General features: G+C 41.8%; 21 protein-coding genes and 1 pseudogene. 12 read left to right on the top strand and 10 right to left on the bottom strand.

What is annotated here, in order from left to right:
- Positions 1 to 337: 337 nt before the first annotated feature.
- A pseudogene (locus CDG76_RS36130) lies at positions 338 to 418 on the bottom strand (bleomycin hydrolase); the annotation flags it as partial.
- Between the two features lie 147 nt (positions 419 to 565).
- On the opposite strand from CDG76_RS36130, the gene CDG76_RS12875 reads away from it, so the two are divergent.
- The 3 genes from CDG76_RS12875 to CDG76_RS12885 all read left to right on the top strand — a co-directional run bounded on the left by CDG76_RS12875 (position 566) and on the right by CDG76_RS12885 (position 2,910).
- Complete coding sequence (locus CDG76_RS12875) at positions 566 to 1,183, top strand: phycobiliprotein lyase (RefSeq protein WP_094349981.1); 618 nt, start codon at positions 566 to 568, stop codon at positions 1,181 to 1,183.
- Complete coding sequence (locus CDG76_RS12880; RefSeq protein ID WP_094349417.1) at positions 1,180 to 1,725, top strand: hypothetical protein; 546 nt, start codon at positions 1,180 to 1,182, stop codon at positions 1,723 to 1,725. The genes CDG76_RS12875 and CDG76_RS12880 overlap by 4 nt, the downstream gene beginning before the upstream one ends.
- 417 nt (positions 1,726 to 2,142) lie before the next feature.
- Positions 2,143 to 2,910 carry a phycobilisome rod-core linker polypeptide gene (locus CDG76_RS12885; RefSeq protein ID WP_094349418.1) on the top strand — a complete coding sequence of 256 codons (768 nt, stop codon included), beginning with the start codon at positions 2,143 to 2,145 and terminating at the stop codon, positions 2,908 to 2,910.
- Between the two features lie 241 nt (positions 2,911 to 3,151).
- On the opposite strand, the gene CDG76_RS12890 is transcribed toward CDG76_RS12885, so the two are convergent.
- From CDG76_RS12890 to CDG76_RS12900, 3 genes are all read right to left on the bottom strand, one after another.
- Positions 3,152 to 4,069: an RluA family pseudouridine synthase gene (locus CDG76_RS12890; protein WP_094349982.1), complete on the bottom strand. Its 918-nt coding sequence runs from the start codon at positions 4,067 to 4,069 to the stop codon at positions 3,152 to 3,154.
- A 368-nt stretch (positions 4,070 to 4,437) separates the two neighbouring features.
- Positions 4,438 to 4,788 carry a DUF952 domain-containing protein gene (locus tag CDG76_RS12895; RefSeq protein WP_094349419.1) on the bottom strand — a complete coding sequence of 117 codons (351 nt, stop codon included), beginning with the start codon at positions 4,786 to 4,788 and terminating at the stop codon, positions 4,438 to 4,440.
- Complete coding sequence (locus CDG76_RS12900; RefSeq protein WP_143854082.1) at positions 4,785 to 5,267, bottom strand: KGK domain-containing protein; 483 nt, start codon at positions 5,265 to 5,267, stop codon at positions 4,785 to 4,787. The genes CDG76_RS12895 and CDG76_RS12900 overlap by 4 nt, the downstream gene beginning before the upstream one ends.
- A gap of 375 nt (positions 5,268 to 5,642) precedes the next feature.
- On the opposite strand from CDG76_RS12900, the gene CDG76_RS12905 reads away from it, so the two are divergent.
- A complete protein-coding gene (locus CDG76_RS12905) occupies positions 5,643 to 6,176 on the top strand; it encodes a DUF4352 domain-containing protein (protein ID WP_094349421.1) in 534 nt (177 codons plus the stop codon).
- Positions 6,177 to 6,265: 89 nt separating this feature from the next.
- On the opposite strand, the gene CDG76_RS12910 is transcribed toward CDG76_RS12905, so the two are convergent.
- Positions 6,266 to 7,780 (bottom strand): thioredoxin-like domain-containing protein, encoded by a 1,515-nt coding sequence (locus tag CDG76_RS12910; RefSeq protein WP_094349983.1) that lies wholly within the window; start codon positions 7,778 to 7,780, stop codon positions 6,266 to 6,268.
- Positions 7,781 to 8,143: 363 nt separating this feature from the next.
- Entirely contained in the window at positions 8,144 to 8,617 is a 474-nt protein-coding gene (locus tag CDG76_RS12915) for a hypothetical protein (RefSeq protein ID WP_094349422.1), read from the bottom strand.
- Between the two features lie 378 nt (positions 8,618 to 8,995).
- Between CDG76_RS12915 and glsA the strand changes: the two genes are divergently transcribed.
- Complete coding sequence (gene glsA / locus CDG76_RS12920) at positions 8,996 to 9,910, top strand: glutaminase A (protein ID WP_094349423.1); 915 nt, start codon at positions 8,996 to 8,998, stop codon at positions 9,908 to 9,910.
- On the opposite strand, the gene CDG76_RS12925 is transcribed toward glsA, so the two are convergent.
- Positions 9,887 to 11,590, bottom strand: coding sequence for a hypothetical protein (locus tag CDG76_RS12925; protein ID WP_094349984.1), 1,704 nt, complete (start codon positions 11,588 to 11,590; stop codon positions 9,887 to 9,889). The genes glsA and CDG76_RS12925 overlap by 24 nt on opposite strands.
- A gap of 537 nt (positions 11,591 to 12,127) precedes the next feature.
- Between CDG76_RS12925 and psaA the strand changes: the two genes are divergently transcribed.
- From psaA to CDG76_RS12950, 5 genes are all read left to right on the top strand, one after another.
- Positions 12,128 to 14,386: a photosystem I core protein PsaA gene (gene psaA, locus CDG76_RS12930; protein ID WP_094349424.1), complete on the top strand. Its 2,259-nt coding sequence runs from the start codon at positions 12,128 to 12,130 to the stop codon at positions 14,384 to 14,386.
- A gap of 120 nt (positions 14,387 to 14,506) precedes the next feature.
- Entirely contained in the window at positions 14,507 to 16,738 is a 2,232-nt protein-coding gene (gene psaB, locus CDG76_RS12935; protein ID WP_094349425.1) for a photosystem I core protein PsaB, read from the top strand.
- Positions 16,739 to 17,359: 621 nt separating this feature from the next.
- Positions 17,360 to 17,566, top strand: a complete 207-nt coding sequence (locus tag CDG76_RS12940; protein ID WP_094349426.1) for a hypothetical protein — start codon at positions 17,360 to 17,362, stop codon at positions 17,564 to 17,566.
- Positions 17,566 to 17,913 carry a type II toxin-antitoxin system PemK/MazF family toxin gene (locus CDG76_RS12945; protein ID WP_094349427.1) on the top strand — a complete coding sequence of 116 codons (348 nt, stop codon included), beginning with the start codon at positions 17,566 to 17,568 and terminating at the stop codon, positions 17,911 to 17,913. The genes CDG76_RS12940 and CDG76_RS12945 overlap by 1 nt, the downstream gene beginning before the upstream one ends.
- A gap of 241 nt (positions 17,914 to 18,154) precedes the next feature.
- Positions 18,155 to 19,060 (top strand): DNA-methyltransferase, encoded by a 906-nt coding sequence (locus CDG76_RS12950; RefSeq protein ID WP_094349428.1) that lies wholly within the window; start codon positions 18,155 to 18,157, stop codon positions 19,058 to 19,060.
- A gap of 97 nt (positions 19,061 to 19,157) precedes the next feature.
- Here CDG76_RS12950 and CDG76_RS12955 read toward each other — a convergent pair whose 3' ends face one another.
- Both CDG76_RS12955 and CDG76_RS12960 read right to left on the bottom strand, forming a co-directional pair.
- Positions 19,158 to 19,370 carry a hypothetical protein gene (locus CDG76_RS12955; RefSeq protein WP_094349429.1) on the bottom strand — a complete coding sequence of 71 codons (213 nt, stop codon included), beginning with the start codon at positions 19,368 to 19,370 and terminating at the stop codon, positions 19,158 to 19,160.
- 205 nt (positions 19,371 to 19,575) lie between these two features.
- Positions 19,576 to 19,764 (bottom strand): helix-turn-helix domain-containing protein, encoded by a 189-nt coding sequence (locus CDG76_RS12960; RefSeq protein WP_094349430.1) that lies wholly within the window; start codon positions 19,762 to 19,764, stop codon positions 19,576 to 19,578.
- 556 nt (positions 19,765 to 20,320) lie between these two features.
- Between CDG76_RS12960 and CDG76_RS12965 the strand changes: the two genes are divergently transcribed.
- On the top strand, positions 20,321 to 21,376 hold the full coding sequence (locus CDG76_RS12965; RefSeq protein WP_094349431.1) for an SGNH/GDSL hydrolase family protein: 1,056 nt from the start codon (positions 20,321 to 20,323) through the stop codon (positions 21,374 to 21,376).
- A 114-nt stretch (positions 21,377 to 21,490) separates the two neighbouring features.
- Positions 21,491 to 21,847, top strand: a complete 357-nt coding sequence (locus tag CDG76_RS12970; protein WP_094349985.1) for a DUF4864 domain-containing protein — start codon at positions 21,491 to 21,493, stop codon at positions 21,845 to 21,847.
- 25 nt (positions 21,848 to 21,872) lie between these two features.
- On the opposite strand, the gene larE is transcribed toward CDG76_RS12970, so the two are convergent.
- The gene (gene larE, locus CDG76_RS12975) at positions 21,873 to 22,700 is read right to left on the bottom strand and encodes an ATP-dependent sacrificial sulfur transferase LarE (RefSeq protein WP_190240865.1); all 828 of its coding nucleotides are present in this window, start codon (positions 22,698 to 22,700) and stop codon (positions 21,873 to 21,875) included.
- Between the last annotated feature and the right edge of the window lie 24 nt (positions 22,701 to 22,724).

A 22,724-nucleotide genomic window follows, 5' to 3' on the forward strand; every position in this document is an offset into this window, starting at 1 on the left:
TCTGAATGGCAAGGCTTACACTTGCATCTGACCGAGAGTTCAGCCTTTTGATGACAGTAATCTGCTGTCAGGCTGGCTTAGTTATGTACGGACTGATTACCGTGATTCACTAGGCAACGAATCGCACAAATCCTCCAAGTTCAATAATTACGAATTACGTTAGCGAGTACTCGAGCGTCATTACGAATTACGAATTACGAATTACGAATTACGAATTATTAACAACAGAGGGACTCTTGGTCAATCACTCAACCTAATACAGGCAAAGCAACAGACTCAGAGTCCCTGAGTTTTAGAGTATGACGATCGCTCGTCTACGTCTAGTCAATCCCTATTACTATGAAAGGGAGTTGATTACGTAGTCAAGAAGAGAGCGGAACTCAACTAACGCTTGAGGAGACAAGTCGCGAGGAGAGCACACCTCTATATATCCCTTTTTAGGGTGTTTATTGAAGCTAGCCGCTAATCGCTGTAATGTTTAGAATGTTTATATACCAACTACTCTAAAAAGAAAGAACTCGTAAAACATCATCCGCAGGAGCAATAAGTAGGAGTCAGAAGATTGATAGACGCAATGGAATTTTTTCAGCTAAGTGCTGGTAAGTGGCGATCGCAACGTGCAACTCATCATCTGGCGTTCAAGCGCTCAGAGATAGGAGAATCAGATATACAGGTAGAAACTCTCGATGCCGATCATCCAGAAATCATTGAACTGTGCCAGTATCATGAGATTGACCCCAGCCTTTCAGTCGGTGGTTCGCGTGTGCGTTGGCTAGGAACAATGGCTTGGGATCGAGAGGGTGAGGAGAATCATCAGGGGAAAACCATATTTGCGATCGTGCCTGATGGTGATAATCCAAGGCAAGGCAAATTACTCCGCGAAAGAGGCTACGCCGAAATAGTGCCTGTAGTCGGTCTTTTTCACATGGATGATGAAGATGGACTGGTGTTGACAACCGAATACGAAACAATGAGTTCCATTGAGCGATTCTGGTTCGCCAGCCCAAATATGCGACTACGAACCAGTACAGTCAAACGGTTTGGTGGCTTTAGCACGGCATCATTTTGTAGTGAAAGCCGCATTGAAACTTCTGTTGAGGTTTCCAGCCCAGAAGAAGTCACAGAAAAACTTGGGACGGATGTTTTGGAAAAAAGACAGTTTTATTCAGTTTTGGGCTGGTGAACTATCTCAAGCAGAGCGATGCTTTTACTCGTGGGCAAGATTATCTGCGTCTGGTACAGGGACTTGCCCTAGAACCGGGTATGGTGGATGTGTTTGATAACCTGCGCGATCGCATCCCCATTTGCACTTGGATCGGCGAAAATATTAACGCCGTAAACGCTCAGATCAACGCCTATCTAGAAGTTTGTCATGAGTGCTTTCATCCCCAAGAGCGTCGCCAAATCCAAATTTTTGCAGTCCCCATAGCTCAATCCTTCGGCATAGATGGGCTATGCAACATTCTCACAAACCCAATCACTATTCTGGTAGATGTTGGTCGAGTTGCACCTAGAGACTGGTTTGGTGTAGTCGTCCATGAATACGCCCATGCCCATCTAGGAGAGTTTGGTCACAATGAGCAGTTTGCTAGTATCCTATCTCATCTATGCTTAGGGCTGGGATTGGAACCACCCTACTGGGAGGCAGGAATGGAAGCAACTTTGCGTAGCTGGCCTTACTGTAAATCAACCATAGATCCTCTGGAATTTTGGATAGGTCGTTGAGTCGCTGAGGGAGGCAGAAGGCAGGGGAGCAGCACTTTGGCTACGCTCAGTGACCGAGGAGAAGTTGCAGTAAATTTTCCCCTCTGCCTCTTATGCCCAATGCCTCATTAATTTCTTTTGCTAAATGTTAAAAATTATTGCTTCAGTTCAAAAAGGTGAAACTGAATCTCTTAATCTAAAATATGTGAATAAAATTTTTTAGTCATTTACGTAGTCATTAAGCTGGAAGCCTGAATCCCTTTTATTGATTAGCTATGGGTTGAATCCAGCAGACTAATCATTTATCCTACGAATACTTACAATTCCCCTTAGTTAAGTTTCGTGAAATTTTATCAGAATCTGAAGTTCTGATACAACTACTCCCTTAATATGTGATTAAAAGTTGTTAACTTTAATTAAGAACATGGAGGCTTTAGAGTGCCACTTCCTCTGTTAGAATATGAACCTTCAAGTCAAAATCAGCGTGTAGCTGGATACGAAGTACCTGGTGATGAACAACCCAGGATTTTCACTACAGACAATATACTTTCTCCGTCAGATTTAGGCGATCTGATTGAAGCAGCATATCGTCAAATTTTCTTTTATGCCTTTGCTGCCGATCGCGAAACATATTTAGAGTCTCAACTCCGTAATGGACAAATTACAGTACGGGACTTTATTCGTGGGTTGGTACTTTCCAATACCTTTAAGAAAAGCTTCTACGACCTCAACAATAATTATCGCTTTGTTGAGCAAGTAATTCAGCGGGTTCTAGGACGCGATCCATACAACGAACGGGAAAAAATTGCCTGGTCAATTGTAGTCGCTACCAAGGGTATTGTAGGCTTTATTGATGAAGTGCTTAACACTGAAGAGTACCTAAGCAATTTTGGAGACTCTACAGTGCCTTATCAGCGCCGTCGGATACTGCCATCCCAATCTGCGGGTGAGTTGCCATTCAACATCAAATCTCCGCGATACGAAGATTATCACCGTGCTAAACTGGGTTTCCCCCAAATCATTTGGCAGGTCGAAGTACGCAGATTCCTTCCACAGGAGAAAAAGCCCAAGGCTGGCGATCCAGCTTTATTCTTGTCTATGGCACAAAATATCAATGCAACTGGCAATGCTCCACAACGGATCTCGTCATACAACATCGATATCGAAAAGTCTGTACCTTATCGGCAACTGGCAGGAATTAGATAACGATTTTTAGTCGGTGGCTGGCTAGTACATCCATTTGATCGTTTTATAGCGTGCATAAGTCTTGGGTTATGTAGGAGTTTTATTTAGATATAACTAAGTGAAACAGACTCTATCCCATGTCTAATGCACGCTAGTTGTTAATTGGTATTGGGCATTGGGAATTGGGCATTGGACATTGGGTATGGTTTTTTATCAATGCTCAATGTGTTTAAAATTGGGGTAGTTTCAGGCGTGGACGAGGTTAAAGTGTAGTTCGTCTTTTTAGCATCTCTAAAAGTTTTGTAAAGTGGGCGGGAGGAGTAGCTGTCACTTCAATCAACTCCTCAGATAGGGGATGCTGCAATTTGAGTCGCCAAGCGTGTAGTGCTTGACCAGGCAAATTTACTCCCACTGAATGGCCAGAACTATAAACTGGGTCGCCGACAATGGGATGACCAATTTTGCTGCTGTGGACGCGAATTTGATGGGTGCGTCCAGTTTCTAATTGAAAGTGAATTAAGGTGAAGTTACCAAGGCGTTCTAATATTTTCCAGTGAGTGACGGCGATTCGTCCGCCTTGTTCAACAGGCATAACAGCCATTTTTTTGCGGTCTTGGGGATGGCGACCAATAGGCAAGTCGATAGTGCCACTTTCAGTTTTTGGCGCACCGTAAACTATGCCCAAGTATTCTCGTCGTGCAGTTTTTGCTTTGAGTTGTGCTTGTAGATGATGATGGGCAATATCTGTTTTAGCGATCGCGATCGCTCCTGTTGTATCCTTATCCAATCGATGGACGATTCCTGGACGTTGGACTCCGCCAATTCCTGGTAAATTGGGACAGTGAGCCAATAAGGCATTTACCAGAGTGCCATCTGGATGACCGGGCGCAGGATGGACAACTAAGCCTGCTGGTTTGTTGAGAATAAGTAACTGATCGTCTTCGTAAAGGATATCTAAGGGGATGTCTTCTGCTTGCAGTTCTAAAGGTTGAACTTCTGGTATTTCGAGAATGATACGATCGCCTACCTTGACATTGATCTTCTTAGATGTACAAACTTTGTCGTTAAGTTGGACGTTACCCTGTTCGATTAACTGTTGGATGCGGGAACGAGATAAGTCTGGTAATTCTTGAGAAAGGTAACGGTCGATGCGATCGCCTTTGGTGTTGACACAGTGTATTGTACTCTTAAGGGGAAGCAAGCTAGGTGTAGCATCCTCAAGTGGAGTTGAGAAGCGATCGCCCTTGGCGTTGGCGAAGCGATCGCTATTTTCTTGGATTTGTAAATTAAATTCGGTCACAATTGCTCTAGATTAATTCCCGTTCTTTAAGTAAAGCGCGAAATACTTTAAAAGGGCGTTATAAATCGCGTCTACCCAAGCAAAACCTTGATTATTACCTTAGCGAACGAGAGTTCGTGTACCCGCGAATTTTATTACCTTAGCTTCATTTTTACTCAAATTTGAGATGTAGCAAATGCTCTAACCAAAAAGCGATCGCTTAAATTATCTCCATCTCTCCTCCGTGTCCTCTGCGCCTCTGCGGTTCGTTATTCTAAATCTATAACTTCTTGCGGCAACTCAAATAAACCATCTTCCCCAGCTTCAAAATCAATCACTTGATACACAGCATCAATATTTAACTCACCATAAATATGAGGAAATAATTCGCCTATTTCAGCAGGTTCATAGCGAATTTCAGCTTGGACTTTTTCAGAATCAATAAAAAGTAGTACCAGTTCTTTTTGATTATCAAAAAATCTTTTTGCAACTTTGAGTATTTGCATTGATTTTGAACAGTGGATAAAGCCTTCAGTGTCGAGTGAATCAGCGCGATAGCTGCCCAAATCTTTTGCTTTTTCCCATTGTTGGCGTTTCGTGATATGTAGGATAGTATTCATGTTGCTTGTATCATTTTACGAAGATCATCTAAAGGCGATTCAGTTTTATTAGGATTATCAGGATAAAATTCTAACACTACAGTAATGTTCAGTTGGCCAGTTTTAAATTTCCTCGTAACTGAACCAGGGAGTTTTTCTAGGTATGGAGGACTAATTTCTGTAGATACTTTTATTCTGAGTTTCCCTGCTTCCCAATCTGTAGAGCCAACTTTGAAAAGTTGACAATCTATGCCTTCGCTAGAAGATTGCCATGTGATATCTTCAGCTTGAAAATAGACTTCGTTTATGCATAGCTTTTGCAAACTTTCTGAAACAGTGACCTGAGCATTCTCTAATCTTGTACGAAATTTCTGCCTAAAATTTTCAGATATCAATTCTTTGAATCTGCTAACGATATATGTATCTTTATTAAATAACAAAACATCAGCATCAAAGTCTAATAGTTGGCATATCTTGTTCATATTAATCTTAGTAGTCAATGTAAATTAGTAATTGTCAGCATTATAGTTTAAAGTAATCAACTATTTTAATCGGCAATTATTAACATCAATTCAGTGATAGTACTGATATTCAAGCTGCTCAAGATAGTTTAGCAATCCTAAATAAGTTACGAACAAAAAGATCCCCGACTTCTTTAAGAAGTCGGGGATCTGAGTCTCTGGATGTTTGCAAATCAAATAGGATTGCTATAATGCGGCTGTAACTTTTGACTGGCTTGGCTTCTTCTCAAAAATTAGAGGTAGTTCAGCTTATTAAATTTGATCAGTTGTTAACGTTGGTTAATTTTTGGGAATTATAATAACGAACCTCTCAAAAGGGTAAAAGAGGTTTAAATATACAACCATAGTGCAACTATGAATAAATTGAAATACTTATCTATTGCAGCATTGTTACTGATAAATTCTGCCTGTACACCTTCTCAGCAAGCCAAATTAGAGCCTTCATCATCTCAAGCAAATGCCGCTGATACTACTAACATTGAACCAGTTTCAAAAGCAGTTAGCGGTAAAGTTAATCGCAAAGGTTGGGAAGTTAGCGTAACAGGCGTTAAATATACAGGGCAGAAAATTCAAGGAAAGTACACAACATACGAAGCGGCTGAAGTTTGGACAGTGGTTCCTGTAACTGTTAAAAACACAAGTGGCAAAAGACAACGAGAGGATGATGCATGGTTCCATCTTTTCTCCTCAAAATTAGTTGATTCAAAAGGTAACAAATATGATTTGAAAGACAGGGAAATAAAATATGATATCGATTTGTTAAATAAACCTTTCTCTTCAGGTGAATCTCGTTCTGTAGATTTACTGTTTGATACACCTAAAGGTATCAAGGCAGATAAATTTATAATTGGGGATGAAAATTTTAAACCTATGCCTTTCAAAGTTTAACCGACAGTAGCACTATTTAATTTACTCTCTTTAAAATCTCACGCAAAGGCGCAAAGAAGAACTCTGTGTCTTTGCGTGATATTATCATTCTACAAATTCGGCGGAATACAAACATCTGGCGCACATAAATCAGGAAATTGAAGCGTTGTCACCTCAAAGCTATCCAAATCTACGCAACGAATAGCATGATTATTGGTATCAGCAATATATAAATAAGAACTCAAAGCGCTCAATCCCGAAGGTTCAAAAAAACGAGTGTTCTTTCCCTGGCCATCTTGTAAACCCGCAGAACCATTTCCCAAAACTGTTTGGCAATTCCCACTGGGACTAACTAATTTAATTTTATGGTTATAGGTATCTGCTACCCACAAAAAATTCTGAGCGTATTCCACTCCTAAACAGTGTTGTAAACGGACATCTTCACCTTGTCCATCTACATCACCAAAACCAAATAAACCGCCACTACCGCAAACAGTTCTTACTTGATACGGTTCGACAATTCCAACACCACGAATTGAACTAACTTCACTGTCAGCTATATATAATTCTTGCCCATTATTAGTAATACCACTAGATTGAGCAAAAGCAGATTCAGTAAGTGAACCATCAATACACGCTTCTGCACCAGTACCAGCATAAGTTTTGATGATGCCAGTTTCTAAATCCATTTGCCAAATTTGATGCGGCCCAGCCATTGCAATAAATAGCGTATTTCCTACTTTCACTAAATCCCAAGGTGAATTCAGTGCGGTTTCTAAACCAGCACCGCCATGAGGATGGATATTGCGACTTTGTTCACCAGTTCCCGCAATAGTTTTGACTACCTGGCGCTTTAAATCAACTCGCCGCAGTGCATGATTTTCTGTATCAGCAACGTAAAGAATCTGATTTTCGGCATCATAAGCCATTCCTTGCGGTGCAAAAAATTGCGCTTCGTTAAAAGCACCATCAGTTAAGCCAGATTGTCCAGTCCCAATTAACTGTAAAATTTCTCCATCAAAGCTACTCATAACCAGGCGGTGATGTCCAGAGTCAGCGATAAACAAACCTGCTTGAGTAGCTAGAACTTTACCAGGAAAAGCTAAAGGTGTAATTAATGGTTGACGCTGTTTTTCTAAAGTTAAGCTTATTTCTTGGAAATTAATTGTGCCTTTGTCTTGGTGTTGCTGAATTAACTTTTGAATCAACTCGTCTAAAGTGTCACGGTTTCCTTCACCAGAAATCTGGCCAATCACGTAACCTTCTGGATCAATAATTATTAACGTAGGCCAAGCACGCACAGCATACTCTTCCCAAATCCGAAAACCTCTGTCAACTACAATTGGGTGTTCAATGTCGTAGCGCAAGATAGCTTGGCGGATATTTTCTGTTTCTTTTTCATTTTCAAATTTGGCAGAGTGGACGCCGATAATAGTAAGACTATCTTTATATTTTTGTTCTAAATATTTTAGGTTTGGCAGAATATGCAGACAATTGATGCAACAGTATGTCCAAAAGTCTAAAATTACGACTCTACCCTTGAGTTGTTTAAGAGACAATGGTTTATCGGTATTGAGCCAAAAGTAATTTTGCGGTAATTCTGGCGCTCTGACACGGGGAATCATACTAATTGGTAATTCGTAATTAAGCTCGACTTTATCCATTTTCTAGCAACTCGATACTCCTGCGGAGTCGTTGCACGAACGCTAATGCTAAAACCTATATCGGGTATTATTTTTACTTTTTAGATTTCACCGTGAATCAGTAACATAGAAAAAATTTTTGCTAAAAAGTTAGGGTTTTTGCTCTATTAAGGAGAACCAAGTTCTTAATTTTGGATAAAGTCGAGTTAACAAAGATGTTTGAAAAGCTTCAAATTATACCACCATAAACGCCACTTTCATTTCTCTCAAAGCATCGATAAGATGCCGCAGGCGGTGGGGTTATTTCTATGTAGCTTCATAAAGAAATGGTATAAACAAGGCAGCTTATCTGTTGGTATTTGTTGACCATACAGGAACATTATCACCTCTATAAATTACCAAGTTTCCATCATCTTGAACTTCGAGACGACAATTAGAACCAAGCCCACCTGTATTACTTGCCCACACAGCGTTTCCACTATAATTATAACTGACTAAATTGCAGTCGGTTTGCATGAGAGTGTAGTAAACTGATGTGTCAAGAACGTTTGATGCCCACAGAGGAGTACTGCCAGCATAAAGAACAAAGTTTCCATCAGATTGCTGGATAGCTTTATATACCCCATTAGGTGAAATCAAGTATTGATTAGTGGCAGCGAATAAGTATTCGCCTGTATAAAGTACAGATTTAAGAGATGTAAGGATAGATATATCAATATCCGCTAGAGCCTTGTTTTGTTGAATCAGCAACGTAGCTTGTGATGAAATTGCAAATGCTGTTGTTAAACCTAGAATTTTAGACAGTTTAGATAATTTCACAAACCTACCTCCAATACAGTTCTGTTGTTTAGAAACAATGCTGAGGTGTGATAAGTAGTAGTGTAAAATTAAATACGGGGCTTCCCGACCTAGTGAGGTACGTTTTTAAAGCTGCTTATTTTGTGAGAAAAGATTTAGGTGTACCTCAGTTACTTAGGAAACGCTATATACATTTGTCATTGTGAATTAAGCGAAGCAAAATGAGACAATTCGCTTACGGTTGGGAATTGTTTCTCTACGAGACGTTACATTTCATGCCGCTTGCAATGACATAAATAATTTAATTTTGCGTAACCACTTAGGGGTAAATTCAGCCATTAATATCAGACTATACTGTTAGTTGCCGTTTAAAAAATAAATTGTTAAAAAGTTTACACTTTGAAAGGACTTGAAAAACTAACTACTACGAAGTTATCAGCCTGGGTGCAGCTAGCTCAAACCCAAGTTGAACGAGGACAAGTTGCCGATCGCATTCCGCAATTAGCTAAAGCTTATCCTAGTTGGTTTGCAGTTCACATCTGCTGTAAATCGGGTAAAACCATCAGTTTTGGGGATACAGCTTGTGTTTTCCCGCTAATGAGCGTGATTAAGACATTTTCCCTACTTTATTTGCTAGAACATCTCGGAGCAGAAACAGTTTTTGGCTGGGTTGGGGTGGAACCATCGGATGCACCCTTCAATTCTTTAGAACAATTAGTTAGCGATCGCGGCCATCCCCGCAACCCGATGATTAATAGTGGAGCAATTACTCTGTCTGATAAATTACCAGGAAATGACGCTAATCATCGCACTCTCTTATTTTGTCAATGGCTCAACCAATTAGCAGGTTGCCAACTAAGTTTAGATGAGGAAATGCTGGCTTCAGTGCGATTAACCCGTTCAACAGCTAATGAAGCGATCGCTAATTATCTCACCCAAGCTGGTCATCTAGAAAATATTGAAACAGCACTTGACACTTACGAGCAAATATGCTGTATTTCTGGGCAAGTTGAAGATTTAGCCCTGTTAGGAAAACTCTTAGCTTTTGACAATGGCTGTATATCACCACAAAACCGCCGAATTGTCAATGCTGTAATGTCAACTTGTGGACTGTATGAAGCTTCTGCCCAGTTTGCAGTCAGAATTGGTCTACCAATGAAATCAGGGATTGGTGGTGGACTTGTAGCAATAGTACCAGGAGAGGGAGCGATCGCTTGTTACAGTCCTAGTTTGGATAATATCGGAAATCCTGTAGGTGCGATCGCATTGGTTGAAGTTTTAGCGCAAGAGTTACAGTTGAGTATTTTTGGTTAATTCTGGTTTTTCTGGATCGGGAGCGGTTGTTTTAGATAACGGCATAGATTCAGAATTTGGCGTTACCTCTGGCTCTGGTTCTGCTGGTGGCGTAATTATTTTTGGTACAGGAGACTCAATAATCTCTGGCAGTGTGGGTGACGAACTAGGAGATGGTGCAATTGTTACTTGTGGAGTAGGTGTCTTACTCGTTAGACGATTAAAAAATCCGCCAAATCTAGATTTTGTTGGCTGAGGCGTTACTTTTTTGGGTAACGGCGTAGATTCAGGAGTTGGTGTTACCTCTGGCTGTGGTTCTGGTGTTGGCGTAATAATTTCTGGTACAGGAGACTCAATAATCTCTGGCAGCGTGGGTGGCAAACTAGGAGATGGTGCAACAGGTGCTTCTGGGGTAGGCACTTTACCAGCCCCACGGTTAAAAAATCCACCAAATCTTGGTTTTGTTGGCTGAGGCGTTACTTTTTCAGGTAAAGGCGTAGATTCAGGAGTTGGCGTTATCTCTGGCTGTGCTTCTGGTGCTGGCGTAATTATTTCTGGTGGTGTCGGAGACAAAGTGGGAGATGGTACAGCCGTTGGAACTTCTAATTTTGGCTGTTCTGGCTGTATTTGGGATTTTTCTGGAACTTCAGTTTCAGGAATAGGCTGTTTTTCTACCTTCGGTTGTATTTGGGGTGTTTTTTCAACGGATGGTGTGGGTATGGGTTTAGGTGCAAGTTTATAATTCGGGTCTACAATACCGCGTACCTCAGCTGCTGTGAGTTCTCCTCTGACAATTCTCGACAGAGTGTCTTTGCCCTTTGGCTGGTAGTCAATCAATCTAACTGTAGTATTAAAAGCATTTTTGACAGCATTTCCTTGATTATCGAGAAATTCTAGCTTTACCCAGTTTTTCCCTGCGCGGAAGCCTTTAAGGTAAACTGCTTGCCAGCGATCGAAAATAAAGCTTTCACCATTAATAGTGGAGCGGATGCGCCAATCACTGAACTCGTCGTTGGGGTTTTCCTTACCAACGAGATGCAAAGGAGCGTTAGTTAGGTAAAAGTCCAGTAAGATTGGTTCTGCTCCGTAGCTGCTTTGAGGACGGCTGTAAGTTAACAGCGGGAATTTAGGATCTGGGGTGTTGTCGTCGGTTTTAGTGAAGACGTAAAATGTTGTTTGGGCATAAGCACCTTCATTCTTAAAGCTTTCATGCCAAGGACGAGAGGCAAAGACGCGCAGGGTATGACTACCTGGAGACAAGTCTGGCAATACCAAGGGCTGATTCAGGTCGTAAACAGGTATATAAGGTTGATTATCCAGAATTACGTGTAAATGTGGCCCCAGTTGTAATTGTGGGTCTTTAAATATTGGTAGATCCTTAACCTGAAAACTGGCTGTTACTTTGTTGTCTTGAAGAACTTCATCAAATTTTGGAGTAACAATTGTCACTTGTGGCTGATAAACTTCCAAAATTGGACGCAGTTCTTGAATAACAGATGGAGGGGAAACTTCCGAAAATTGCTTTGAAATTTGAGAAATCTTTGGGGAGTTTTCTTTATAGCCAGTAGATACTTCCTGGCTGTCGGCTTTCTCGCCGCAACTGGTCAAGCTTAATACCAGCACTAATATCATTACCCACCTGAGAATCGAGAACCTCTGAGGGAGGAGCTTCTCTAACACCCTTTTCTGCCACGAGTTCATGCGTTGCATCCAGTGATAGTCTTCGACAATTGACAGATTATTTTGGCTTAAACTGTCCATCTGGAACTATAGCCCAAAAGGTGAAATCTGCCTCACATCACATAAGTTTTCCTTGGTATGCTCATAAAATTTTAAAAGAAATCATAATCTTTACAGCGTTTTACTTGCAAAAATTGAAATATGACATAAATGTTCATGAGTAATAGCAGTAAAAGTTGGGACATGGGCTACATACAGCCAAACCATAAATTTTACGAATTGTTATTCTTTGTAAATTAAATAGATAAACTATTGACTTTTGGACAAAAAGTTTGAAGTTAAAAGCCAGTTAAGGCATGAATTCCAGCAATATTTGAGCAAGTTTGAATTATTGTTAAAATATCTCTAACAATGTACAAGTGAAGACTCTATAATTCAACGAGAAACAACAATCCACATAGGTCTTCATCGCGGCTTCAGTAAAGTTCTGGAATTTGCGGTAATGGTTAATTTTGTGGTATTCATGATTCCTCATTCCTTATCAAGAGAGGAGGTCGAATGACAATAAGTCCTCCGGAGCGAGAGGAAAAAAAGGCAAGAGTAATCGTCGATAATGACCCAGTTCCAACCTCATTCGAAAGATGGGCGCAACCTGGACACTTTGACAGAACCTTAGCCAGAGGTCCCAAAACCACCACATGGATTTGGAACCTGCACGCACTCGCCCATGATTTTGATACACATACAAGCGATTTAGAAGATATATCCCGCAAGATATTCTCAGCCCACTTCGGCCACTTAGCCGTAGTGATGGTTTGGTTGAGCGGGATGATTTTCCACGGCGCAAAGTTTTCTAACTACGAAGCTTGGTTAAGCGACCCGTTGAACGTTAGACCTAGTGCTCAAGTAGTTTGGCCCATTGTGGGACAAGACATTTTAAACGGTGATGTTGGCGGTGGTTTCCACGGTATTCAAATCACCTCCGGTTTGTTCCAAGTATGGCGTGGCTGGGGGATCACAAATTCCTTCCAACTTTACGTAACTGCGATCGGTGGCTTGGTATTAGCAGCATTATTACTATTTGCCGGCTGGTTCCATTACCACAAACGCGCTCCCAAACTGGAATGGTTCCAGAATGTGGAGTCGATGCTGAATCACCACTTGCAAATATTGCTAGGTTGTGGTTCCTTGGGATGGGCAGGTCACATAATCCACGTATCCGCACCGACCAACAAGCTTTTGGATGCAGGCGTTGCTCTCAAAGACATACCCTTGCCCCACGAGTTCATCTTGAACAAAGACTTGTTGACCGAGCTGTATCCTAGCTTTGCTGCTGGTTTAGCACCTTTCTTCACCTTGAACTGGGGTCAGTATGCTGACTTCCTCACCTTCAAGGGCGGTCTAAACCCAGTAACAGGCGGCTTGTGGATGACTGATATTGCTCATCACCACTTAGCGATCGCAGTTATCTTTATTATTGCTGGTCACCAGTACCGTACCAACTGGGGTATTGGTCACAGCATTAAAGAGATCCTGGAAAACCATAAAGGTCCTTTCACCGGTGAAGGTCACAAAGGTCTCTACGAAAACCTGACCTCATCTTGGCACGCTCAGTTGGCTACTAACCTAGCCTTCTTGGGTTCGCTGACCATCATCGTCGCGCATCACATGTACGCGATGCCTCCCTATCCATATTTGGCAACTGATTATGCTACACAGTTGTGCATTTTCACCCACCACATGTGGATTGGTGGATTCTGTATAGTCGGCGGTGCGGCTCACGCTGCCATATTCATGGTGCGGGATTACGATCCGGTTGTGAACCAAAACAACTTACTGGATCGGGTGCTTCGTCACCGAGATGCGATTATTTCTCACCTTAACTGGGTGTGTATCTTCCTCGGCTTCCATAGCTTTGGACTTTACATCCACAACGATACAATGCGTGCCTTGGGGCGTCCCCAAGATATGTTCTCTGATACTGCAATTCAGTTGCAGCCAGTGTTTGCTCAGTGGGTACAAAACATCCACACCCTAGCTCCTGGTGGCACTGCTCCCAATGCGCTAGAACCCGTTAGCTATGCTTTCGGCGGTGGGATTTTGGCTGTAGGCGGTAAGGTAGCGATGATGCCTATTGCTTTGGGTACGGCGGACTTCTTAATCCACCATATTCACGCATTCCAAATACACGTTACTGTCCTAATTCTGCTCAAAGGTGTACTGTTTGCCCGTAGCTCTCGTCTGATTCCAGACAAGGCAAACCTGGGCTTCCGCTTCCCCTGCGACGGTCCTGGTCGTGGCGGTACTTGTCAAGTCTCTGGTTGGGATCATGTGTTCCTCGGACTTTTCTGGATGTACAACACAATATCCATTGCAATTTTCCACTTCAGTTGGAAGATGCAATCAGATGTGTGGGGAACCGTAGATGCAGATGGTGCTGTGACTCACATCACCGGTGGTAACTTTGCCCAAAGCGCCATAACCATCAACGGTTGGTTGCGAGACTTCTTGTGGGCACAAGCTACACAAGTCATCAATTCCTATGGCAGCGCGCTATCTGCCTATGGTCTACTCTTCTTAGGCGCTCACTTTGTCTGGGCATTCAGCTTGATGTTCCTGTTCAGTGGTCGCGGCTACTGGCAAGAACTGATTGAGTCCATTGTTTGGGCGCATAACAAACTGAAGGTAGCACCAGCAATTCAGCCTCGCGCTCTGAGTATTATTCAGGGTCGGGCTGTAGGGGTAGCTCACTACCTCTTGGGAGGAATTGCCACAACTTGGGCATTCTTCCATGCACACATCCTTTCAGTAGGGTAGCAATCAGTTATTGAGTGCTGAGTACTGAGTGCTGAGGCAAAACTCAGAACTCAGGACTCAGAACTCAGGACTCTAGACGCTGATATTTGATGGCTAAAGGTCAGAGGATTTATTAAACCTATGGCGACAAAATTTCCGAAATTTAGCCAGGATCTCGCACAGGACCCGACGACTCGTCGGATATGGTATGCGATCGCTACAGGCAACGATTTTGAAACCCATGATGGCATGACGGAAGAAAATCTTTACCAAAAGATTTTCGCAACTCACTTCGGTCACTTGGCAATCATCTTCCTGTGGGCATCCAGCCTCCTGTTCCACGTAGCCTGGCAAGGTAACTTTGAACAGTGGATTAAAGATCCCATTCATATCCGTCCCATCGCCCATGCGATTTGGGACCCCCACTTTGGTAAACCAGCGATCGAAGCTTTTACCCAAGCGGGCGCTAGCAATCCGGTAAACATTACCTACTCTGGTCTCTACCATTGGTGGTATACCATCGGTATGCGGAATAACGGCGAACTGTACAACGGTTCAGTGTTCTTGCTGTTATTCGCTGCTGTATTACTGTTTGCTGGTTGGCTGCATTTGCAACCCAAGTACCGTCCTAGCTTGGCATGGTTTAAGAGCGCTGAACATCGCCTAAACCACCACTTAGCAGGTTTGTTTGGTGTTAGTTCATTGGCTTGGGCTGGTCACTTAATTCACGTTGCTGTCCCCGAATCTCGCGGTCAGCACGTAGGTTGGGATAACTTCCTATCCACCCCACCCCACCCAGCAGGTTTGACACCATTCTTTACAGGCAACTGGGGTGTTTACGCTCAAAACCCTGACACTCCGGGGCATATATTCAGCACATCCCAAGGTGCAGGGACTGCGATTCTGACTTTCTTGGGTGGTTTCCATCCCCAGACAGAAGCTTTGTGGCTGACTGACATGGCTCATCACCACTTGGCGATCGCAGTTATCTTTATAGTTGCCGGTCACCAGTACCGGACTAACTTCGGAATTGGTCACAGCATCAAAGAAATGCTGAACTCCAAATCCGGTTTAGTACCTGGTACAAAGAGTGAAGGTCAGTTCAACCTGCCTCACCAAGGGTTGTACGACACCTATAACAATTCACTGCACTTCCAGTTGGGTATTCACCTAGCTGCTTTAGGAACCATCACCTCTTTGGTGGCACAGCACATGTACGCCATGCCTCCTTATGCATTTATTGCTAAGGACTACACAACTCAGGCAGCGCTGTACACGCACCATCAATACATTGCTGGTTTCCTGATACTTGGTGCTTTTGCTCACGGAGCTATATTCTGGGTACGTGATTACGATCCAGAACAAAACAAAGGCAACGTCCTTGAGCGCGTGTTGAAGCACAAAGAAGCGATTATTTCCCACCTCAGCTGGGTATCTCTTTTCTTAGGCTTCCACACCCTTAGCTTGTACGTTCACAACGATGTAGTGGTTGCTTTCGGTACTCCTGAAAAGCAAATCCTGATTGAGCCAGTGTTTGCCCAGTTCGTCCAAGCTGCTCATGGTAAAGTACTCTACGGTTTAGATACCTTGTTGTCTAACCCAGATAGTATTGCCAATACAGCATGGCCCAACTACGCTAACGTTTGGTTACCAGGCTGGTTAGATGCCATCAATGCTGGTACTAACTCCTTGTTCTTGACAATTGGCCCTGGCGACTTCTTGGTACACCATGCGATCGCTTTGGGTCTGCACACCACCACCTTGATCTTGGTCAAAGGTGCTTTGGATGCCCGTGGTTCTAAGCTGATGCCCGATAAAAAGGACTTCGGCTATGCCTTCCCTTGTGACGGCCCCGGTCGTGGCGGTACTTGCGACATCTCAGGTTGGGATTCCTTCTACCTCGCTACATTCTGGATGCTCAATACCCTTGGTTGGGTTACCTTCTACTGGCATTGGAAGCATCTAGGTATTTGGCAAGGCAACGTAGCTCAGTTCAATGAGAACTCTACATATCTCATGGGCTGGTTCCGCGATTACCTCTGGGCTAACTCTGCTCAGTTGATTAACGGTTACAACCCTTACGGCGTGAATAACCTGTCTGTCTGGGCTTGGATGTTCCTATTTGGACACCTAGTTTGGGCTACTGGCTTTATGTTCTTAATCTCCTGGAGAGGTTACTGGCAAGAGTTGATTGAAACCCTTGTTTGGGCACACGAACGCACTCCTCTAGCTAACCTAGTTCGCTGGAAAGATAAGCCCGTTGCTCTGTCTATCGTTCAAGGTCGTGTAGTTGGTCTAGCTCACTTCACTGTTGGCTACGTCGTAACTTACGCAGCATTCTTGATTGCTTCTACGGCTGGTAAGTTCGGTTAATTCGGCTGCTAGTTTTGTAGATAAGTAATAAAAATCCCCTGCCGCAATGGTGGGGGATTTTTTGTAGAATTAGTTAAGTTTAAAATTACAGTAATAGAAGTTGAAGGTGCTATAAAAATAAATGGAAAGAAAATGCAATTCCAACAAAAATCTATTATCAAAGAAAATTGGTGGCTGATGTAGTGTAGTTTTCCTAACTTAAATTGGGCAAGGTTAAGAACCTACGATGATTTACAGCAGTTTTCTTTTGCATGAGGTACAAAGTCACTGGTTTTGAGGCAGGAGGCAGATCGCTTTTAGCGTCTCCCCTTGGGAGAAGGCAGGAGGCAGGAGGGAGAAGAATAATTTGATTTGTGAATCCTTCCTTGGTTCTGTACCTCATTTAGCTGCAAACTGCTGTATCCACTGAGATATTAGATTGTGATGGTTCTAAATACACATTTTCTAATGAACAAGAAGCACGTTACTTCTTAATGGAGGATGAATTCACCCAATTTGAATTACTTGACCAAGAAGATGAACAAGAACTCGGTATCTCGTTGTGCCTCATACAGATACCAAAAGGAAAAAACGAAAAGGAATTAATAGAAAAAATGTATGTAAAACAAACCGAAATCTGAAATGAACACTAAACTTGTTGAATCACTGTTGCAAGTTATCCTATCTCTCTCTGATGAGGAGCGATCGCTTTTGGAAGAAAAACTATTTTTCGATTCATCAGAGCCTTCAACTCGTGATTTAATGCTATTTGCCCAGACTGGAGGAGCCTTTAACTTTCTTGAAAATGAACCAGACATATACTCCCTTGACGACGGGGAACCTATCTAATGTCTCTTCAAAAAGGTGATATCGTCTTGGTTCCATTTCCATTTACAGACTTGAGTGGAACAAAGCTACGCCCTGGTTTAGTTTTATGGATAGACACCATAGGCGATGATGTCACTTTATGTTTTATTTCATCTCAAAATACAAGTAGTTTGAGTCCAGAAGAGTTTATTTTAGAACCTTCAGATCCAGATTTTACTAATACTGGATTACGGGTTGCTTCTAAAGTTAGGGTGACTCGAATAACTACCATAGAGCGTAGACTGATTACCAGAAGGATAGGTAAATTAGGAGCAAATCAATTACAGCAGTTGAATACAGTAATGCTTCAAGCTTTGAAACTGATATAATCTCAAGTCTCTTATCAAGCTAGTGAAAACCGCAAATTTTTTAAACCTCTGTACTGACTTGTCACCAAATATTTCAGGAGTATATTCTCATGTACAGAGATACAAATTTAATATAGTCCTCTGCGTTACTTTGCGCTTCTCTCTGTGTCCCTCTGCGTTAAAAAAATAACTTTTAAAATTAAATCCTTGAACAATACCAAAACAAGTTATAACTAGAAAAAATGAGATGATTTTATAACTCTTGCAAGAAGAACCAATAACGCCACCAAAAGAAATAATTTTTAATCCTTTTTATACCCAGCATAACGGAGCAGCATATTTAGGTGATAGCCTTAAACTTATTAAATTTATTGATGATAATAGTATTAATTTAATTATCACATCACCTCCATTCGCACTGACCCGAAAAAAAGAATACGGTAACGAAACTGCTGAAAAATATATTGAGTGGTTCCTACCTTTTGCATCCGAATTTAAAAGAGTTCTCGCAGATAATGGCTCATTCGTAATAGATTTAGGCGGCGCTTACCTACCTGGTAATCCCGTGCGGAGTATCTACCAATACGAACTTTTAGTCAGATTATGCAAAGAAGTAGGTTTCTTTCTGGCTCAAGAATTTTACCACTATAATCCGGCTCGACTGCCAACCCCTGCTGAGTGGGTGACAATCAGGCGGATTCGTGTCAAAGACTCAGTAAACACAGTTTGGTGGTTGTCTAAAACACCGCATCCTAAAGCAGATAACAGAAAAGTTTTAAAGCCCTATAGCCAAAGTATGAAACAGTTACTCAAAAATGGCTATAAAGCAAAAATACGTCCTAGTGGACATGATATTTCTGATAAATTTCAAAAGGATAACCAGGGTGCAATTCCGCCGAATTTGCTAGAAATTGCTAATACTGAATCGAATAGTGCTTATTTACGACGCTGCAAAACAGCAGAAATTAGACCCCATCCAGCACGGTTTCCTCAAGGTTTCGCCGAGTTCTTCATCAAATTCTTAACTGATGAAGGTGATATAGTATTAGACCCATTTGCAGGTTCTAACACAACCGGCTTTGTCGCTGAAACTCTGCAACGCCGATGGATATCTTTTGAAATTAATGAAAATTATGTAATGGGAAGTCGTTATCGATTTAGCCAATAACCAAATTAAGTAAAGAGTCAGGAGTGAGAAGTTAAAATTGATAACCCTTCGGCAGGCTCAGGGCATCGCTTATAACTCTTAACTCATAGCTACTCAATTAAATTTCTCCATTTACCTGCATTTGATGAACTTGATCGGCTAGCTCTTGACGACCTCGATCATCTAGTTTATCAATAGCTAACATCCCCATCAGAATAACTTCTTTCAGGGTCAAACGTGTGGAATGTGCCTGTTTTTGCACAATCTCCTTAATAATGGGACTGACACCAATCGCTGTACTAGCTCTTGCCACAGAATAAAAGGAAAACACTAATGATTCAGCCTAAATCTTAGCACTTTCAATGAGGTTATTCTCTAGAGTTAAAACTTAATTTAAATGTGTTTCAACTCATACTTCAATTAGTAAACATAAATTTTAAATTACGTCTATTGAGTTATCAAATTCTCAGTATGGCAAATCTGATACTTGCTCATTGAGGACACGTTATCGTATGATATCAATAATCTCAACAATCTCAACAGTTAGAATTTTGCCTATTTTTTTCCAAAATTTCTACTAAGTCCTCAATCGTCATATTAAAGATATGAGCTAATTTGGATATAGCAGAAAAGTCAACTTTTGTCATTTTGTGACTATGCGCATAAATTGTAACTGTGCTGCAAATTACCCCACAATGCTCAGAAATTTCTTTTAGTGACCACATTTTCACTTGTGCTACTTCTCGACGCTTTAATCTGAACTAATCACATATTTAATAACTGGTGCATTTGCACTGCTTAGTTTCACATGACAAAACGAAAAATCTAGACGTATTTGCATCTTGTAGAGAAACGGCTTGTAGAGCTAACTTTTATGCGATCGCGACAATTGACTACAATCTAGAAACCTAAAATCTGATGCTTATTTCACATATTAGCAACATCAAAAGCAAAAACCTTTGTCCTGAGATCCTCAAAATCACTCACTAATCGCCTAGTTTGCAAACACTTTCAATATTTGTGACAACTGAGTTATGAAAAGTAGTCGACTGAAGAAAACAGTGCCCTCAGTAGAAGTATTCGCATAAACGAGACTTGTATACCACCGGGAAAACCGTACTTTAAAGAGATCGTAAATTGTCAAATATAATCTCATGAACACGCTTTACAGAACTATACAGCGTAAATAAGAATAATAACTTAACCGAAGTAAAATTTTCCTGAATACAGGCAATTAATGCCGTCATAAGGAAAAGCAGTGAGTAGAGGAGAGAGAAAGCGATGAGGGACCCTTATCTGTTGGCAGCAGGCTTGTTAACAGGATTAGCAATACCAGCATCGGCTCTTCCACATCTGTCAATTGTCCTGCCAGAAAGTTCTAGATTCCTGTGGGATTTAAAACAAGGTTCACAGACAATAGTCAGTACAAAAATTATCAAGAGCGTTGATCTCTCCTTACCCGAACTCAGCGGCCAAGCGTTCCAACCCCTAAAAAGTTCGCAGCCAATAGTAAGTGAGAAAAACGTCCCTAGCGTACCAGAATTCAGCAGTCAGGGATTACCAGTATCAACAGAGTCATCACTCAACCCCAGCACCCAAGCAACTAGCCTCTTATTGACATCTGGAAATCAACTTTACTACCAAAGATTGGCAGCTCTGAAAACAGGTCAGATTTATACACGCGTAAATAGTGATAATTTGCAATCATTGTGGGAGTCGATCAAGAAACGTCAGCTAACTTATGATGACTGGAAAAGTTTATTAACTTTAGAAGCTAGAGCGATCGCTCAAGGTCAAGGTGCCAATCATCTAAGTATTTTAGTTGGTGATTCTTTGAGTATGTGGTTTCCGAGAGAAAAACTGCCTGCTGGTAAATTGTGGCTGAATCAAGGTATATCTGGAGATACTTCTAGTGGCGTTTTAAAAAGATTGGGGGCATTTTCAGCAACGCGCCCAGATGTTATTTACATCATGGCTGGGATTAACGACCTACGAAAAGGCGCTAGTGATGAAACAATTTTGCATAATTATCGCCGGATTGTCCGGCGTTTACGCCAGACTCACCCCAAAGCTCAAATCATTGTCCAATCAATTTTGCCTACTCGTCTACCAAAAATTTCTAATAGCCGTATTCGTCATCTCAACATCCAACTAACCGTGATTGCCAAACAAGAAGGCGCTAATTATCTCAATATTTATAGCTGGTTTACGGATATGGAAGGCAATTTGCGCCCAGAATTAACCACAGATGGGTTGCACCTGTCTCAAGAGGGATATGATGTCTGGCGAACGGCACTACAGCAGATAGAATACACACTCACTCAGCGTGAGAATTGAGCGATCGCTTTGCCGACACTTGGAGCGATGTCTACGATGGTCACTGAGCTTATTGTACTGAGCGCAGTCGAAGTATGCCGAAGTGCGGGCTGCGCCTACGCAATTTTTAAATTTATGGAAGTTACTGATACTGATGCCATCAATATACGTTCTGTAATTGAATACCAATTGGCAGCCTTTAAAAAAGATGATGCCCAAAGCGCTTTTGCCTTTGCTAGTCCAGCAATTCAGGCGCAATTCGTAACCCCAGAAAATTTTATACAGATGGTAAAGACAAGCTATCCAGCAGTATACCGTCCTCGTTCTGTCTTTTTTGAGAAGATAACAACCATCCAGGAAAATATAACTCAACCAGTGCTGCTACTTGCTCCTGATGGAGCTCCCTTGAGGGCTTTATATTTTATGGAAAAACAGCGCAATAATATCTGGAGGATTAACGGTTGCTTTCTAGTTTCTGTAGAAGGTAAATAAACTTTATATTTATAGAACTAAAATCCTATACTTTAACGCCCAAGGCTTCCCTATTTAAAACCTGATTTAACTTACCGCTACGATAACCTTCTAAATCTAAGGTTACGTAGATAAATCCAAAATCTTGAAATGCCGAAACTAATGTTTGTAAATCGTTAGTCAACACAAACTCTTTGATTTGTTCTGGTGGTAATTCAATACGTGCTGTATCCCCTTCCGATCGCACGCGTAAATTCTGCCAACCTAGCTTTCGCAGATAAATTTCTCCTCTGCCAACTCGTTGCAACTTAGCGACAGTAATCTCTTCACCGTAAGGAAACCGGGAACTGAGGCAAGGTTGAGCAGGTTTATCCCACCAAGGTAAACCGAGTTGTTGCGAAAGTTGGCGAACTTCAACTTTGGTGACACCTACTTCTGCTAAAGGCGATCGCGCTCCTCTTTCCTTAGCCGCCTGAATTCCTGGGCGATAATCATGCAAATCATCAGCATTCACCCCATCCACCACGTAAGGATAACCCAACTGTAAAGCTAAGGGTTTGAGAGTGTCGTGCAACTCACTTTTACAGAAATAACAGCGATTAACCGGGTTAGAAGTGTAATTGGGATTTTCCATCTCGTGAGTCTGGACGATTTTATGAGGAATCCCAATGGTTGCAGCTTGAATTTTCGCGTCTTCCAATTCTTCTGGTAATAGCGAAGGAGAAACAGCCGTGACAGCTAAAGCGCGATCGCCCAACACATCATAAGCAATTTTGGCAACCAAAGTGCTATCAACACCACCAGAGTAGGCAATCAACGCCTGCTCCATTTCTCTAAATAAGGCTCTCAATTGCTCAAATTTTTCTGTCAGCATCATTTTCCAATCCTGCCAAAACCC

The organism is Nostoc sp. 'Peltigera membranacea cyanobiont' 210A (assembly GCF_002246015.1).
Taxonomy (GTDB): Bacteria; Cyanobacteriota; Cyanobacteriia; order Cyanobacteriales; family Nostocaceae; genus Nostoc.

Coding starts and splice junctions, on each gene's coding strand:
- CDG76_RS12895 (WP_094349419.1), bottom strand. CDS start 4,788: ATGAATACTATCCTACATATCACGAAACGCCAACAATGGGAAAAAGCA.
- CDG76_RS12940 (WP_094349426.1), top strand. CDS start 17,360: ATGAACACTAAACTTGTTGAATCACTGTTGCAAGTTATCCTATCTCTC.
- CDG76_RS12965 (WP_094349431.1), top strand. CDS start 20,321: ATGAGGGACCCTTATCTGTTGGCAGCAGGCTTGTTAACAGGATTAGCA.
- psaB (WP_094349425.1), top strand. CDS start 14,507: ATGGCGACAAAATTTCCGAAATTTAGCCAGGATCTCGCACAGGACCCG.
- larE (WP_190240865.1), bottom strand. CDS start 22,700: ATGCTGACAGAAAAATTTGAGCAATTGAGAGCCTTATTTAGAGAAATG.
- CDG76_RS12945 (WP_094349427.1), top strand. CDS start 17,566: ATGTCTCTTCAAAAAGGTGATATCGTCTTGGTTCCATTTCCATTTACA.
- psaA (WP_094349424.1), top strand. CDS start 12,128: ATGACAATAAGTCCTCCGGAGCGAGAGGAAAAAAAGGCAAGAGTAATC.
- CDG76_RS12960 (WP_094349430.1), bottom strand. CDS start 19,764: ATGTGGTCACTAAAAGAAATTTCTGAGCATTGTGGGGTAATTTGCAGC.
- CDG76_RS12970 (WP_094349985.1), top strand. CDS start 21,491: ATGGAAGTTACTGATACTGATGCCATCAATATACGTTCTGTAATTGAA.
- CDG76_RS12925 (WP_094349984.1), bottom strand. CDS start 11,590: ATGAACTCGTGGCAGAAAAGGGTGTTAGAGAAGCTCCTCCCTCAGAGG.
- CDG76_RS12910 (WP_094349983.1), bottom strand. CDS start 7,780: ATGATTCCCCGTGTCAGAGCGCCAGAATTACCGCAAAATTACTTTTGG.
- CDG76_RS12905 (WP_094349421.1), top strand. CDS start 5,643: ATGAATAAATTGAAATACTTATCTATTGCAGCATTGTTACTGATAAAT.